The sequence below is a fragment of the Natrinema salaciae genome (genome assembly GCF_900110865.1).
Lineage (GTDB): Archaea > Halobacteriota > Halobacteria > Halobacteriales > Natrialbaceae > Natrinema > Natrinema salaciae.
The window spans coordinates 73,839-90,364 of the sequence record NZ_FOFD01000007.1; the positions used below are offsets into that span (position 1 = coordinate 73,839).

Annotated in this window: 10 protein-coding genes; 5 read left to right on the forward strand and 5 right to left on the reverse strand. The window is 66.0% G+C overall.

Annotation, left to right across the window (positions count from 1 at the left end; translation table 11 throughout):
* The first annotated feature begins 85 nt into the window (after positions 1 to 85).
* Positions 86 to 1,411: a dicarboxylate/amino acid:cation symporter gene (locus BMX07_RS20345; protein WP_090621609.1), complete on the forward strand. Its 1,326-nt coding sequence runs from the start codon at positions 86 to 88 to the stop codon at positions 1,409 to 1,411.
* Between the two features lie 69 nt (positions 1,412 to 1,480).
* Here the strand turns inward: BMX07_RS20345 and BMX07_RS20350 are convergent, their stop codons facing one another.
* Both BMX07_RS20350 and BMX07_RS20355 read right to left on the reverse strand, forming a co-directional pair.
* Positions 1,481 to 4,609, reverse strand: a complete 3,129-nt coding sequence (locus tag BMX07_RS20350) for an FAD-binding and (Fe-S)-binding domain-containing protein (protein WP_090621612.1) — start codon at positions 4,607 to 4,609, stop codon at positions 1,481 to 1,483.
* A gap of 57 nt (positions 4,610 to 4,666) precedes the next feature.
* A complete protein-coding gene (locus BMX07_RS20355) occupies positions 4,667 to 6,448 on the reverse strand; it encodes an L-lactate permease (protein WP_090621615.1) in 1,782 nt (593 codons plus the stop codon).
* A gap of 342 nt (positions 6,449 to 6,790) precedes the next feature.
* Between BMX07_RS20355 and BMX07_RS20360 the strand changes: the two genes are divergently transcribed.
* Entirely contained in the window at positions 6,791 to 7,396 is a 606-nt protein-coding gene (locus BMX07_RS20360) for a hypothetical protein (RefSeq protein WP_090621620.1), read from the forward strand.
* 25 nt (positions 7,397 to 7,421) lie between these two features.
* Here BMX07_RS20360 and BMX07_RS20365 read toward each other — a convergent pair whose 3' ends face one another.
* Together BMX07_RS20365 and BMX07_RS20370 are read right to left on the reverse strand one after the other, a co-directional pair.
* The gene (locus BMX07_RS20365; protein ID WP_090621623.1) at positions 7,422 to 7,688 is read right to left on the reverse strand and encodes a HalOD1 output domain-containing protein; all 267 of its coding nucleotides are present in this window, start codon (positions 7,686 to 7,688) and stop codon (positions 7,422 to 7,424) included.
* A 61-nt stretch (positions 7,689 to 7,749) separates the two neighbouring features.
* A complete protein-coding gene (locus BMX07_RS20370) occupies positions 7,750 to 9,534 on the reverse strand; it encodes an L-lactate permease (RefSeq protein WP_090621626.1) in 1,785 nt (594 codons plus the stop codon).
* Positions 9,535 to 10,224: 690 nt separating this feature from the next.
* On the opposite strand from BMX07_RS20370, the gene BMX07_RS20375 reads away from it, so the two are divergent.
* On the forward strand, positions 10,225 to 10,767 hold the full coding sequence (locus BMX07_RS20375) for an LUD domain-containing protein (protein WP_090621628.1): 543 nt from the start codon (positions 10,225 to 10,227) through the stop codon (positions 10,765 to 10,767).
* Complete coding sequence (locus BMX07_RS20380) at positions 10,760 to 12,985, forward strand: LUD domain-containing protein (RefSeq protein ID WP_090621631.1); 2,226 nt, start codon at positions 10,760 to 10,762, stop codon at positions 12,983 to 12,985. The genes BMX07_RS20375 and BMX07_RS20380 overlap by 8 nt, the downstream gene beginning before the upstream one ends.
* A gap of 399 nt (positions 12,986 to 13,384) precedes the next feature.
* Here BMX07_RS20380 and BMX07_RS20385 read toward each other — a convergent pair whose 3' ends face one another.
* Positions 13,385 to 15,409 carry an AMP-binding protein gene (locus tag BMX07_RS20385; protein ID WP_090621633.1) on the reverse strand — a complete coding sequence of 675 codons (2,025 nt, stop codon included), beginning with the start codon at positions 15,407 to 15,409 and terminating at the stop codon, positions 13,385 to 13,387.
* A gap of 393 nt (positions 15,410 to 15,802) precedes the next feature.
* Here BMX07_RS20385 and gvpH point away from each other — a divergent pair, with 393 nt between their 5' ends.
* Positions 15,803 to 16,342, forward strand: a complete 540-nt coding sequence (gene gvpH, locus BMX07_RS20390) for a gas vesicle protein GvpH (RefSeq protein WP_090621636.1) — start codon at positions 15,803 to 15,805, stop codon at positions 16,340 to 16,342.
* Positions 16,343 to 16,526 lie beyond the last annotated feature (184 nt).

The following is a 16,526-nucleotide window of genomic DNA, read 5'->3' on the forward strand; positions in this document are numbered from 1 at the left end:
ACGGTGGGGCGTCGCCGATACAGTTTCCGACGACGATCTCTCGTTTTTTGAACTGCGGTACCGAAGGACTAGAGCGGTGTGGCAAATGGCAACTACCACTACTAAATCGCTCTGGCAACGGTACCGCTCGATCCCGATCGTCTACCGAATCGGCGCGGCGTTCGTGCTGGGCTCGATCGTCGGCCTGCTGGTCGGCGAGCCCGCGACGACCCTCCAACCGCTGGGCGACGTCTTCGTCCGGCTGCTGAGTATGATCGTCGTCCCGATCGTCATCTTCACCCTGTTGATGGGGATCAGACGGATCTCTCCGGGGACGCTGGGCAGGATCGGCGGTCAAGTGGTGGGGCTGTACGCCGTCATGTCGGCGATCGCGGTGTTCATCGGGCTGGGAGTAGCCAACCTGGTGAATCCCGGAACGGGGCTGACGCTGGCCGAGAACGTGGCGTTCGAGCCGGCCGAAACGCCCGACTTCGTCGAGGTGCTGGTCGGCATCGTCCCGGAGAACCCGATCGGCGCGATGGCCGAGGGCGACGTGCTCGCGACGATCTTCTTCGTGATCGTCTTCGGAATCGCGCTCCTCATGCTACAGGAAACCGCCGAGGACGAGGCCGTTCAGCGCGGCGTCGAGTCGATCTTCGACATCGTCGAGGCCGGTACCGAGGCGCTGTTCACGATCGTCTGGGGCGTCATGGAGTACGGCGTCATCGGCGTCTTCGCGCTGATGGCCGCCGTCTTCGGCGAGGCCGGCGCGGACGCGCTCGTTCCCTTCGCGATGCTGATCGGCGCGCTGACCGCCGCGATCCTGCTCCACATCGGGGTGGTCTACCTCGGCGCGCTCGTCTTCGTGCTCACCCGGCAGTCCCCCGTCGCGTTCCTCACCGGTTCGAAGGACGCGATCGTGACCGCCCTCTCGATCCGCTCCTCGAGCGGCACGCTGCCGGTGACGATGGCCAACGCCGACGACAACCTGCGGATCGACGAGAGCGTCTACGGCTTCTCGCTCCCGCTCGGCGCGACGATCAACATGGACGGGACGGCGATGTACCAGGGCGTCGTCGCGATCTTCGCGGCCAACCTCGTCGGCGTCCAGTTGAGCATCGTCGAGCAGGTGACGGTCGTCCTCATCGCCGTTCTCGCGAGCATCGGTGCCGGCGGCGTCCCCGGCACGGGGCTGATCATGCTCACGCTGGTGCTGACCCAGCTCGGGCTCCCCCTCGAGGTGGTCGGCTTCGTCGCCGGCGTCGACCCGATCCTCGACCGACTCCGGACGATGACGAACGTCACCGGCGACCTCGCCGTCACCACGGTCGTCGCCCACTGGAACGACGCGATCGACTTCTCGGGTGGCACCTGGGCCGACCCGACCCGGGGACTCGAGATCGGCGGCGATACCGCAGCGGGGAGCGACTGAACCACTCGGCGACTCCGGTGGCGCTCCCGTTCGCACGGCGGATCGGCGATCGGGGGTCGGTCGCCGCGCCTATCGATCGTCCGCGAGCGCCTCGGCGACGACCTCGATCGGCGTCGGCGGCTCCTCGCTCGCGCCGGGTCGATCGCCGAGTTGCGTTCGACAGGACGCGCCGGGGGCGACGACGCGGTCGCCCTCGCTGTCGTCGACCTGCTCGTACAGCACCTCACCGATCGCCTTGCTCATCGAGTAGTGCTCAGCCTCGTAGCCGAAGCTCCCGGCCATCCCGCAGCAACTCGAATCGAGCGGGTCCACGGCGTACCCCGCCCGGCGAAGGACACCGACGGCGTGGTGGTCCTTCGCGTGGGCCTTCTGGTGACAGTGGCCGTGGTAGACGAGGTGGTCGCCGGGCGCGTCGAACTCGATCCCGGCATCGAGGTCGAACCGATCGACGTACTCGCAGACCCCGTAGGCGTTCTCGGCGACGCGATCGACGTCGCTCCCCGAGAGCAGATCTCCGTAGTCCGACTGGAGCATGACCGCGTCCGACGGTTCGATCAGGATCACGTCCCAGCCGTCGTCGACGAGCGGCGCGAGTCCGTCGACGGTTTCGCTGGCCTTCTCGGCCGCCAGGTCGAGCATTCCCTTCGAGAACGCCGGACGGCCGACATCCCGCGGCGTGGCGACCCGAACGTGAACGCCGGCAGCTTCGAGGACGGCCAGCGCCGCCTCGCCGGCCGCCGGGTACTCGTGGTTGGTGTAGACGTCCGGCACCAACACGGCGCGACGGGCCGCTTCGTCCGCCGGGACGGCGGGGTCGCGATCGGCCACCCGCTTCGCGAAGGTCCGCCGCTCGAACGTCGGGAGATCACGTTCACTGGAGATCCCGAGCAGTTTCTCAGAGAGGAGGCCCGTCCCGGGGAGACTCGCGACCCAGTTCGAAACGGGCGCGGTCGCGGACCCGAGTTTCGCCAACGTCTCGAAGTTCGCGAAGAGCCGGTCGCGCAGCGAGACGCCGTTTCGTTCGTGGTACTCGTGGGACACTTCGGCTTTCAGCTTCGCCATATCGACGCCACTGGGGCAGTCGTGCTTGCAACCCTTGCAGCCGATACAGAGGTCGAGCACCTCCTCGACGAACTCGTCGTCGAACTGCGCCTCGCGATCCAGTTCGCCGCTCATCGCCTGCCTGAGCATGTTCGCGCGGCCGCGAGTCGAGAGTACCTCCTCGTGGCTCGCCCGGAACGTGGGGCACATCACGCCGCCGGTAGTGGACTGCTCGCCGCGACAGCCGCCGCAGCCGTGACAGAGCTCGGCCATCCCCTGAAACCCGTTTTCGTCCTCCCACTCGAGGACGGGATCGAAGCCCGCGTCGAACTCGTACGCCGGTCCGAACCGGTGGTTCTCCGTCATGTCGGTCGGGTCGTCGTCGCGGAAGACGACCTGGCCCGGGTTCAGGAGCCAGTCGGGATCGAACGCCGTTTTCAACTCCCGGAAGATCTCCCACACCTCCTCCCCGTAGAGCTTGCGGTTCCACTGGGTGCGCGCGCGGCCGTCGCCGTGCTCGCCCGAGACCGAGCCGTCGTACTCGACGACGAGGTCGGTGACGGCGTCGGCGATCGACGCCATGTCCTCGAGTCCAGCCGCCGTCTTCGTGTTCACGAGCGGCCGAATGTGGAGGACGCCGGGACCGGCGTGGGCGTAGAAGCTGGCGTAGGTGTCGTGATCCTCGAGGATCGCCTGGAAGTGGACGACGAACGCCCGGAGGTTTTCCGGCGGGATGCCGGTGTCCTCGATGAACGCGACGTGTTTCTCGTCGGTCGTCCGCGAGAGCAGGATCGGGAGCCCGGACTTGCGGAGCTTCCAGATCTTCGACTGGCTCGCCTCGTCGTAGGCTTCGATCGCGTCGAACGCGAGCGCGTCCGCGCCGGTGATCGGTCGCTCGGCCTCGTCGTCGACGTCGCCCTCGGGATCGACGGTCGGGCACCGATCGGCGAGCAGGTTGGCGACCTGTCGTTCGCCGTCGGCGACGTCCTCGGCGTAAAACTCGACGATCAACACGGCAGCCGTCCCCGCCGGAAGGAGTTCGGTGGTGGACGCGAACTCGGACGTGTTCCGTGCGAGGTCGAGCATCACGTCGTCGATCACCTCGACCGCGGCCGGGTCGTGCTCGACGATCCCCTCGACGTCGTCCATCGCGTCGAGTACCGACTCGTACGCCAGCAAGGCCATGCTCTTCTCAGCGGGGACGGGTTCGAGCGACACCGTCGCCTCGGTGACGATCGCGAGGGTCCCTTCGCTGCCACAGAGGAGCTTCGCGAGGTTGATCGAACCGCCCTCGGCGTCGGGTTCGCCGATCCCGCGCTCGACACCCCTGGCGTCTTCGACCAGCCAGTCCAGGTTGTACCCCGAGACGTTGCGCTTGAGGTCGGGGTAGGCCTCCTCGATCAGGTCGCCCCGTTCGTCGAGGATCCGGGCGACCTCGGCGTAGATCGCCGACTCGAGGTCGTCTCCGTCGGCGAGTTCGGGGAGGGCCTCGAGGTCGACCTCACCGAAGGTCGTGACGGTGCCGTCCGCGAGGACGACCTCGCACGACTCGACGTAGGCGTCGGTCTTGCCGTACTCGAGGGAGTGTGCGCCGGTCGAGTTGTTGCCGATCGCCCCACCGAGCGCGCTCTTGTCGCCCCAGGCGGGGTCCGGCGCGAACTTCAACCCGTGGGGCTCGAGCGCCTCGTTGAGCGTCCCGAGGTAGATCCCCGACTGGGCGGTCGCCCGCCGGTGGTCAGGATCGACCTCGACGACGCCGTCCATGTGCGTCGTGAAGTCGAGGACGACGGCCTCGTTGACGGTCTGGCCGGCGAGGCTCGTCCCGCCGCCGCGGGGCAACACCGGAATCTCCCGCTCGGCGCAGTACTCGACGACAGCGGCGACGTCCGCGGTCGATCGCGGAAAGACGACCCCGATCGGCGTCACCTCGTAGATGCTCGCGTCGGTCGCGTACAGCTGCCGCGAGTACGAGTCCGCGCGGACTTCGCCGGCGATCCGCCGGTCGAGGTCGGCGACCAGCGTCGGTCGGTCGACGTCGTCGCTGCGGTAGTCGTAGTTCGCCTGCGGATCGAGTGCAGGGTCCCGGTCGGTCGTCGGTCGATCGGACGACCCGATCGGACCGGTCGAATCCGTCGAATTGGGTGAATCAGTTGCCATGTGCTGTTTCTGCGGTAGGTCTGCGTTTGTCGAACGGTACGGTCGCGTTCTCGGCCATCAGAACACATCCGGGAAGAGCACGTAGGTGAACAGGAGCGCCCAGAGGCCGACGAACACGGTGTAGTAGAGTAGCGGAATGAGATTGAGCCGGATCACGCGACCCTCCTCGCCGATGAGGTCGACGGTCGCGAGCGCGGCGACGACGTTGTGGATCGCCACGAGGTTGCCGATCGCGCCGCCGACGGCCTGCGCGCCGACGATCAGTTCCCGTGAGAGGCCGAGGCGCTCGGCCGCCACGAACTGGAACGGGCCGAACGTGATGTTCGAGACGGTGTTCGACCCGACGAGCGCGGCGCCGAGCGCGCCGATGAACGCGGCGACCATCGGGTAGGCGGGTCCGACCACGTTCGCCGTCGCTGTACCGAGGACGACGATCATGCTCTCGGTCCCCTCGGCGTGTGAGCCGGACTGGAGCATCACCTGTGCCATCGCAAGCACGAACACCAGCGCGATCAGCGGCGAGATCAGTTTCGAGGTCGCGCCGCCCCACGCCTCCGCGACTTGCCGGCGATTCATATCGAAGAGGCTGACCGCTGCGATCGCACTCACCAGCAGCCAGGTGCCGGGAACGTAAATGAAGTTGACGCCGGTTCCGAGACCGGTCCCGAGGACGTTCGCCCACTCGAAGAGGAACAGGCCGACGGTAAATTCGCCGACCTCTGTCGCGATCGTCCCCACCACGAGCGACACCTGCCGCCCGAAAAGCGACACCTGTTCCCCGCGAAGCAGGGCCGGGAAGGGGTCGAAGACGCGGGTGAACATCAGCAACACGACCAGCAGAACGTACGGAGACCAGGCGCGCGCAAGCGAGATGTCGTGGGTTCCGGCCAGCACGCTCCTGGCGTCCGTCGGCTGGATCGACCCGGTCCAGTGATCGGGCCACTCGTCCTGGTCCGGAAAGGTCCACTTCTCGTCGGGGAGGAAGTATCCCGCACGGAGCGCGGCGATCGTGATCGCCGCACCGACCATCGATCCCACCAGCGACGGGAACTCGGCGCTGATGTACCACGCCGACAGCCAGTACGGGACCACGAACGCCAGGCCGGCGAACAGGCAGAGCGGCCAGACCGCGAGCGCCGGTCCGATCGATCGGTCCTCGGGATCGCCGAAGAAGTAGACGATCATCCCGACGACGAACAGTGGCATCACGAACCCGACCAGCGCGTGGTACGTCGCGGCCCACGCGGCAACGTTGACCGCGAACTCGCTCGGCGTCAGCCCGCCGGATTCGATCGCCGACTCGATTCCGGAGACGCTCGCCATCGGCTCCCTGATACCCACGATGATCGGCGTCCCGACCGCACCGTAGGTGACCGCGATGATGTGACCGATCAGCGCGGCGACGACTGCGGCCAGCGCGGGGAAGCCGAGGCCGAGCAGCAGCGGCGCGACGACCGCGGCCGGCGCCCCGAAGCCGGCCGCACCCTCGATGAACGTCGAAAGGAAGAACGCGATCAGGACGATCTGGACGCGGCGGTCCTCGCTGATCATCGCGAACCCGGCGTTGAGCACGTCGAACGCCCCCGCTCGAAGCATCGTGTACAACAGGACGAGCGCCCCGAAGACGATGAAGAGGATCTGGACGGCGATCACCGTCCCCTCGATGGTCGCCGCGACCAACCACCTGACGGGCATCCCCCAGCCGAAGGCGGCGACGGCGAGCGCCGAGAGCCAGGCGATCGGCATCGCGCGCGTGGCTGGCCAGAGGAACCCGACGAGCAGAACGCTGACGACGATCAGCGGAACCGCCGCGAGGACGACTTCGATCAGCTCGGTCATCGACGCCACCTCTCCCCCGTCCACGAGTACCGTCGCGAACAGATCATGTCATGGATTGCCATGTGTAGATTGTTGATTTATAGCTATCGGACCGAGTAACCGTCTCGCGGGGGTTCCCGCTCGGCTGACACGGGACGGCCGGCGAATGTCTCCCATCCGCGTCCGCTGTGAGTTCTCGATCCGCGAATCCCCGGACCGGCTCGCCTGCCGATCGCGGCGCGCGCCGAAATCGGCGCTCGATTCGTCCCGTCGAACGCGCTCGAGCGGCGGCTTCCGACCGGTCTCCGGGCCAAATTCAGAGAAATGTAAAGGCATATCCGAACGTGTGTGCTGATTTCTCGCATGAGCGACGATCGTGAGCGAAACGGCCACGGTCAGTACGCGGATCGGATCCCGCCGGAGGCCGCCCTCGAGGCGTTCGACGAACGGGAGGATCTCGGCCGACCGCTGACGGCGGACGACGTCATGGCACACCTGGACTGCTCGCGGCGGACCGCACACAACAAACTCAACGACCTCGTCGAGGAGGGAGCGCTCGAGACGCGCAAGATCGGCGCTCGCGGCCGGGTCTGGTGGGTGCCGATCGAGGCCGGCCCGGATCAGGACTCCCGGCAGACGGCGGTTCGAACCGAGGAGGAGACGCCGCCGCCCGCGGTCCGGGAGGCGATGACGGCGGTCGACCTCCCCGGCACGGGTGCGATGCTCGAGGCCCGCCGGAAGGCCCTCCTCGCGTCTTACGAGTATCTCATCGATCACCCGAGCGCCAGGAAGTCCGACTTCCTCGAGAACGTCTACCCGGACCACTCCGCGGGGTTCGAAACGGACGAGGGCTGGTGGAACGCGATCCAGCCTGCGCTGAAGGAGTTGCCGGGCGTCGACCCGCCGGAAGAGCGCGGCCACATCTGGAACTTCCTCGGGAGCGATCGGTTCACGCCGACGCTCGGGTGAGACCGATCCTCGTAGCATCATCTCGTTATTCATGGGTTCGGATTCGGACGCGCCCTGCGTTCGTCATGATTACTCGATACCCGTCGACCGAGAACGAAACGACGAGGTCCCCGTCGCCGGAGCCGTCCGCGAGGAGCGCGTCGAGCGCCTCGGGATCGACGTAGTCGTAGAGCGTGAATTCGAGTTCGTCGACCACGGCGTTCGGATCTTCGAGCGTCCGGAGTCCGTCGACGAGGGCGACGCTGGCCGGCCGTTCGTCGTCGTACCGCAGTTCGAGTGTTGTTACGTCCATCTGATTCGTGACGTCTCGTGTCGGGTCGATCGTTATCGAAGCGCAACGCCCGTTCCCGACCCTAGAAGAGGCCGGGGAAGAGGATGTAGCAGAACACGGTCGTGACGATCCCGACGCCGACCGCGTAGTAGATGAGCGGGATCAGGTTCAGCCGCATCACGCGGCCTTCCTGGCCGACGAGGCCGACGGTCGCGAGCGCGGCGACGACGTTGTGGATCGCCACGAGGTTGCCGATCGCGCCGCCGACGGCCTGCGCGCCGACGATGAGCTGCGTCGGCAGTCCGAGCTGCGAGGCGGCCTCGAACTGGAAGCCGCCGAAGGTGATGTTCGACACCGTGTTCGAGCCGGCCATCGCCGCGCCGAGCGCGCCGATGAGCGCTGCGATGAACGGGTACGCGGGACCGGCGACGTCGGCCGTCACTTGCGCGAGGACGAAGATCATGCTCTCGGTGCCCTCGGCGTGGGCGCCGGACTGGAGCATCACTTGCACCATCGCGATGACGAACACCAGCGCGATGAGCGGCGCGACGAGCTTCTGAAGGGTCTCGGTCCAAGCGGCCGTCACCTGCTCGCCGTCCATTCCGTACAGCGGAATCGCGATCAGCGCACAGAGGACGAGCCAGAAGCCGGGGACGTAGACCCAGCTGATACCGCCGCCGAGACCAGTTCCGAGGATGTTCGGCCACGACGTATTAAAGAGGAACGAGAACTTGCCGACCCCGATGAGTTCCTCCTGCAGCAGTTCGGGAAGCGGGTCGACGATGCGAGTCACGACCAACAGGACGACCAGCAGGATGTACGGCGTCCAGGCTCGAAGCAGGGACATGTTGGCCGTCCCGACGTCGGCCGTCCGAACGCCGCCGTCAGCAGCGACCGCGTCGCCGTCACTGCTGCCGACGCCGGGCGCGTTCGCCCGTCCCGGTTCGATCGTTCCGACCCAGTGAGCGGGCCACGCTTCGCGATCCGGGAAATCCCATTCCTCGTCCGGCACGAAGTAGCCGGCTTTCAACGCGCCGACGACGATCGCGCCGCCGACCATCGCGCCCATCAGCGAGGGGAATTCAGCGCTGATCTGGGCTGACAGCCAGTACGGGATCACGAACGCGAGTCCGGAGAACAGACACAGCGGCGCGACCTCCCACGCCGGCTCGAGACTCCGTTCCTCGGTATCGCCGAAGAAGTAGACGACCATCCCGACGGCGAACAGGGGCATGACGAACCCGACCAGCGCGTGGTACGTCGCGGCCCAGACGGCGACTTCGACCGAGTACGCCTGAACGGTGAAGCCGGCGTCGGTGATCGCCGTTTCCGTTGCCGCCGTCGATCCGAGCGGATTCTCGATGCCGACGATGATCGGCGTCCCGACCGCACCGTACGTGACCGCGAGGACGTGACCGATCAGGCCGGCGATCACCGCCGCGAGAGCCGGGAAGCCCAGCGCCAGCAGCAGCGGCGCGACGACCGCCGCGGGCGTCCCGAAGCCGGCTGCGCCCTCGATGAACGCCGCGAGGAAGAAGCCGATGAGAACGATCTGGACGCGGCGATCGTCACTGATTCGCGCGAACCCCTGGTTGATCCGATCGAACGCGCCTGCCCGCATGAGCGTGTACAGCAGGAGCAGCGCGCCAAAGACGATCCAGAGGATCTGGATCGCCGTCATGAGGCCCACGATCGACGCTGCAGCGACGTAATCGAACGGCATCCCCCAGATGCCGAGTGCGATCGCCACTGCGGTGATGTAGGCGATCGGCATCGCCCGCGTCGCGGGCCAGAGCAGTCCGACGAGCAGGACGCCAGCCAGAACGAGCGGCAACGCCGCGGCCACGATCTCGATCGCGCTAGCCACTGGTCTCACCCCTGTACCCCGCTACGGAAGTCGGTGATGGACGGACTCTGTCGATGCCATGTTGGATTGGGTCTGGCATGGGGGAGGCAAGTATTGAACGATTATATATACTCTTCGATCGTTCGAGTCGATCGACCCGTCCGCCGGGCCGCCCCGACGTGGAACGCGCTGTTTCTACCGCGTAGCAGACGCTCCGCGGAACTGCCGCGAAACGCGCCGAACGGACCGCTTCCGGCGAGATTACGGCCCACGGGGTAGCTGTACGTGGAGCGCGTGCACAACCGCCAACGGTGGCCAAAATCCCGTTTCTTGAGGCCCTGGGCTCGAATTCGGAGTCAACCGCTCCGCCGACGTCTCCATCGGCGGATCGAAGACGGCACACCAGCTCCTGTTCACACGTCTGAATAGGGGATACAGTCAAGTGCACAGGTAGTTCAGTCGTGTGAACAGGCCATTTCACTTGTGTGTTCAGGTCATGGTGGCTGGTGCGCGCTCACGGTTCACACGGTTCGCCGTCGATACGCTGATATCTTCGAGTGGATCGTATCGGTTCGAAGAGGCACAAAAGCCGCCAGCACGCTCGTCCGTCCGGTGATAACTGCGAGTCGGATAGCGACCCTTCGGCGCGTGATGGTACGAGCCGCGTGAACGAACAGAACAATGAAATAGGCACGGCAGTAGCATCGTTTCATGAGTGTCGATACAGGGTCCGCCCCCGAGCGGTTCGAAGCCGCGCTCACGGACCTCGACGTGCCGGTCACGTACGCCGAACCGACGGAGTTCGACCGTGCGCTGGAGACGATCGCCAGCGAGCCCGCGATCGGAACACCGCTCCCGTTCGACTCGGTCTCGCTTCCCGACTGGGTGGACGACGAGCCGACGCCCACGAGCCTCGAGTCGGCGACGACGGGAATAACGGCCGCCTCGATGGGAATCGCGGACTACGGAAGCGTCGTCCTGCCCGCGACCGACGAGGGAGCGGAACAGGTAAGTCTCTTTCCGGACCTGCACGTGGCCGTCGTCCGCCTGGCGGACATCGTTTCGGACATGCGAACCGCGATCGATCGACTCGGCCCCCGCCTCCGCGACGGCGGCAGCGCCATCGTCGCGACCGGGCCGAGCGCGACCGCCGACATGGGCGCGCTCGTGCGGGGTGCACACGGGCCGACGGAGGTCCACGTCGTCGTTCTCGAAGCGAACGGTTCGGTGACGACGGGTGAGGCAGATGAGTAGCACCGACCGCGAGGCGAAAGCCGAGCGGATTCGCCACCTCCTCGAGACCGAGGGGGACGCCGTCGAGGCGAACACGCTCGGGTTCAACCAGGGACGATACGAGTCGGTCGCGGAGCTCGAAGACTACGAGGCCCTGAAAGGCGAGGCCCGTGCGATCAAAGAGGACGCGATCGAACGCCTGCCGGAACTGATCGACGAGCTCCGGGCGACGGTCGAGGAAAACGGCGGCACCGTCTACGTCGCCGACGACGCGGCCGACGCCAATCGCTACGTTCGGGAACTCGCGAGCGAGAAGGCGGCCGATCGAGTGGTGAAATCAAAGTCGATGACCAGCGAGGAACTCGAGGTGAACGAGGCGCTCGAAGGCGATGGGGTTGACGTCGTCGAGACCGACCTCGGCGAGTGGGTGCTTCAGGTCGCCGACGAGTCGCCCTCGCACATTGTCGCACCGGCGATACACAAGTCCCGCGAGGAGATCGCCCGCCTGTTCAATTCCCAGTTCGATCCCGAGGAACCGCTCGAAACCGCCGAGGAGCTGACTCAATTCGCGCGCGAACGCCTGGGGGAGTTGATCCGTGGTGCGGACGTAGGCATGACGGGCGCGAACTTCATCACCGCGGACTCGGGGACGATCATGCTGGTGACGAGCGAAGGCAACGCCCGGAAGACGGCCGTCGTCCCGGACACCCACGTCGCCGTCGCCGGAATCGAGAAGATCGTCCCCTCCGTCGAGGAACTCGCCCCGTTCATCGAACTGATCGGCCGATCGGGAACGGGCCAGGACATCACTTCCTACATCTCCTTGCTGACGCCGCCGGTCGAGTCGCCGATCGTCGATTTCAACGAGCCGGACGTCGCGTTCGCGGACCGCGACGACGATCGGGACTTCCACCTCGTGTTGATCGACAACGGTCGCACGGCGATGCGCGAGGACGACCAGCTCCGCGAGACGCTGTATTGCATCCGGTGTTCGGCGTGTGCGAACTCCTGTGCCAACTTCCAGTCGGTCGGCGGCCACGCCTTCGGCGGCGAGACCTACACCGGCGGGATCGCCACCGGCTGGGAGGCCGGCGTCCACGGGCAGGAGTCCGCGGCCGAGTTCAACGACCTCTGTACCGGCTGTACGCGCTGCGTGAACGCCTGCCCGGTGGGGATCGACATCCCGTGGATCAACACCGTCGTCAGGGATCGGCTCAACCGCGAGGGCGGCCGCGACCGGTTCGAGTTCGTCTACGACGAACTGGTCCCCGACGAGGAACCGGGCGGTCTGGACCTCCAGAAGCGTCTGTTCGGAAACTACGAGACGCTCGCCAAAGTCGGCAGCGCGACCGCGCCGGTCTCGAACCGGCTGGCCCGCCTCGGCCCCGTCAGAACCGCCATGGAGTGGGCCGTCGGAATCGATAGTCGCAGGGACCTCCCCGCGTTCCAGCGCGAGACGCTTCGCGACTGGTACGACGCGCGCGGGCCGCGGATCGATCCGGCGGACGCGGCCCGAGAGGTCGTCCTCTACCCCGACACGTACACGAATTACGTCGACGTCGATCGAGGGAAGGCGGCCGTCCGCGTGCTGGAGGCGCTCGACGTCCGCGTTCGGGTCCCCTCCGTCGGCGAGAGCGGCCGGGCACCGTTCTCACAGGGGATGGTCGAAACCGCGGATCGACAGGCGAGTCGCGTCTACAGCGCGCTCGCCGAACACGTCGACGCCGGGCGAGACATCGTCGTGATCGAACCCAGCGACCTCGCGATGTTCCGCCGCGAGTACGAGAAGCTGCTGCCCGAGCGATCGTTCGAGCGACTCCGAGACAACAGTTACGACGTGCTCGAGTACGTCTACGGCGTGCTCGCGAACGGTGGCGACCCTACCGAACTCCGTGACGGCGGAGAGGGCCCGCCGATCGCGTACCACGCCCACTGCCAGCAGCGCACGCTGGGGCTCGATCGCTACACGACCGCGGTCTTCGACGACCTCGCCTACGACGTCGTCGAGAGCGACGTCGAGTGTTGCGGGATGGCCGGGAGCTTCGGCTACAAGCGCGAGTACTACGAACTCAGCATGGACGTCGGCGAGCGACTCGCCGAGCAGTTCACCGATCCCCGGGCCGAGGATCGGCTGGTCGTCGCCAGCGGCACCTCCTGCGAGGAGCAGTTAGGAGACCTGCTCGATCGGGACGCGGTCCACCCGATCGAGGTGCTCGATCCGCGGTCGCGGCTCCGCTGATCCGAGCCCCTTCGATCCGTTCAGTCGCGACGCCGGCCGCCCGATCGGGCTGAGGGCAGCCAGATCCGCAGGAACAGCTCTTCGCCCGGCGTTTTCTGCCGAGCGGATTCCGACCCGTTCGAAACCACCCGGGGGCGGTACCGGCGAAAAGGTGAATTCAGCATCGTGGATCGTGTGAGTGGCAGTCTGACGCAAACCGCCCTAGCGATCACCGATCTGCCTCCGCGCGATCACGGAAGTCGAGAAGTGGAACACCGAGCGCCAGGAGTCGATACCGATCGACGACCGACGGGTGAGAAGGCAGGCGACTCGCGTCGAAAGAGGGCCGAGTCGACGATTTTTCGGCCATCGGGTCAGCGCTCGGATACCGATCCGTTCGGTCACCGATTCGGTCGATGCTTACCGCGCGTCCTCGAGGTCCTCTAACGCGCCCGGGTTTTCGATGCTGCTCATGTCGCCCAGATCCTCGCCGGTGTAGGTCGCCTGAATGGCGCGGCGGATGATCTTGCCCGATTGCGTCTTGGGGAACTCGTCGACGAACAGCACTTCGCGCGGGCGGAACGGTTTGCCGAGTTCCTCCCCGACCTGTGCGCGAAGTTCTTCGCGGAGATCGTCCGTTTCGTCGATCCCGTCCTCGAGGACGACGTAGGCGACGACGGCGGTTCCGGTAGTGTCGTCGGGCGCGCCGATGGCGGCCGCCTGGTTGACGGCTGCGTGATCGATGAGCGCACCTTCGACCTCCGCCGGGCCGACTTTTCTGCCGGCTACGTTGAGGGTGTCGTCGGCGCGGCCGTGGAGGAACCAGAAGCCGTCCGCATCCTTCTGGGCCCAGTCGCCGTGGTCCCACATGTCCTCGAACGTCGACCAGTACTCGTCGAGATAGCGTTCGTCGCCCGACCACAGGGACTTGGTCATCGATGGACATGAGTCGCGGGCGACCAGGTAGCCGCGTTCGTTGTCCTCCCTGATCGAGTTCCCGTCGCGGTCGACGATATCGATGTCCATCCCGAGGCCGGGGCCGCCGAGCGTACAGGGTTTGAGCGGTTCCGTCGGCAACGGCATCAGGAAGCAGCCGCAGATCTCGGTGCCGCCGGAGATGTTGATGATCGGACAGTCGCCGTCACCGACGTTCTCGTAGAACCAGTGCCAGGATTCGGGGTCCCAGGGTTCGCCCGTCGACCCCAGAATCCGCAGGCTCGAGAGGTCGTACCCCTCGAGCCAGTCGTCGCCGTGCTTTCGCAGCGCCCGGATTGCGGTCGGCGAGATCCCGAACTGGGTGAGCTTGTGGCGGTCAATCATCTCCCAGAAGCGGTCCGGTTCGGGATGGTCGGGCGCACCCTCGTACATGAAGACGGTGCCGCCGAAAGTGTGGGTGCCGATCAGGGACCACGGTCCCATCATCCAGCCGATATCGGAGACCCAGAAGAATCGGTCGGCGGGCTTGAGGTCCATCCCGAAGTAGACCTCCTTGGGACACTGGACCTGTACCCCGGCGTGGGTGTGGACGATCCCCTTCGGCTTCCCCGTCGTCCCCGAGGAGTACAGCAGCATCGACTCCTGGCTCGAGTCCAGGGACTTCGTCTCGTAGTCGTCGTCCTGCGCCTCGACGGCGTCGGTCCACCACTCGTCGCGGTCGTCGTTCCAGGGGATCTCGTGCTCGCTGCCCCGATCGCTCGAACCCAACCTGTCGAAGACGATCGTGTGCTCGACGTGGCCCGCCTCCGCGATCGCTTCGTCGGCGGCGGACTTGAGGAAGACCGGATCGCCGCGGCGGTAGAAGCCGTCGCCGGTGAACAGCACAGCCGGTTCCGAGTCGGCGATCCGGGTCGCGGCCGCGTCCACGCCGAACCCGGAGAAGATCGGGACCGCGATCGCACCGACCTTGAAACAGCCGTAGAGGATCGAGACGACCTCGGGCACCATCGGCATGTAGAGTCCGACCGTGTCGCCCGTCCCGACGCCGCGCGCCTCGAGCGCGTTCGCGACCTGGTTCGCCCCCCGGTGGAGTTCGTGGTAAGTCACCTCGCGGACCTCGCCGTCCTCGCCCTCCCAGATGGTCGCGACTTTGTTCCGTCGCTCCTCGTCGACGGCGGCGTGACGGTCCACGACGTTGTGGGCGATGTTGAGTTCCCCGCCGGGGTACCAGTCGGCGAACTGCGGCCCCTCGCTGTCGTCTCTCACTTCGTCGTACGCCTCGTAGAACTCGATGTCGAGGTAGTCGACCAGTTCGTCCCAGAACCAGTCGACGCCGCTCTCGGGCTCGTCCTCGAGGGCCATCGTCGTCCGTTCGATCAGGTCCTCGTAGTCGTCGATCCCGTACTCCCGCATGAACTCGTCGACGTTCGTCGACTCGACGAACTCCCGGCGTGGCTCGTGGGCGATCTCGTCGATGTCCTCGAGACTGGGGCTGGTGTTCCCGGACATTGTTACTCGTAGGTAAGGGTCATACCACCATCAAACAACAGGTCGTCACCGTCGAGGGCCGGCCGAGATCGAAGACGCCGAGCAGGAAGCGGTTGGCGACGGCGAGATGGCGTTCTCGGCCGTTCAGCAGCGGCTCGACACTGACGCCGAAACGCTCGAGGCGGGATCGCAAAGCGCGCTCGACGATCGAAAACGCGACCGTCGTCCGGTACGAACGGGTCGTTCACTGGACGGGAACGGTCACCACCGATACGATCGCTACAGATGCGGCTGTCTCGTCTAGGTACTCGGAAATAGATCTGTGAGTAGACGGATCACGATACCTGGAGAATCCAGAGCCTTATTTTGGTGGATGCCATAATATGACATCATAGGAAGTAGGACTGAACGCTCATGAGCAACGACGACGAAACCGAGCGGGAAACCAGTGAATCGCCGAACTCCTCGTCCGACAGTCACGAAACGGGTCCCTCCGTTGGAGGCGCTCTTGAAACCGCTCTTCAGGCCGGACTGCGGTCGTTGTCCGACGGGTTGGCGAATCTACTCGAAGAGGCCAAAAGCGACAGAGCGGCCCCTCGAGCCCGTCCCTCGACCGGCAGAGAGGGGGAAGATCCGCGCCCAGACGACGTGAAACGCGAGCGGAAGACGCGGACGAACGGATCGACGGCCGAAGCGTGTTTGATCGACACTCGCGTCACCGACGACGAATTCGTCGTCGTCGCTGATATGCTCGGTGCAAGTATAGACGACATCACGGTCGCTATCGATCCACGAACGAACGAACTCGTTATCAGGAAGTCCGCGAGAGTCGTCGGACGGGTCGAACTCCCGCGGGACTCGCCCGACATCACGAAAGCGTGGTTCAAGAACGGGATCCTCGAAGTCTATCTGAAAGCGGACGATTCCGAACCACTCGAGGAGTCACGCGCCTAGAAGAGCGATTCGTTCCGGGCAAGATCGATCTGTTCCGGGTGCCGCGGGTGTCCCTATCGACGCGGACACGAGCCGTTCGGCGAATACGCTCGAGTCGTTCGGCGGTTGCGGCGATACCGGAGCGGCGACGCCGGTACCGATCAACCTCGGGACCCGTTTCGGACGTTCCTCGATCGAATAGCCG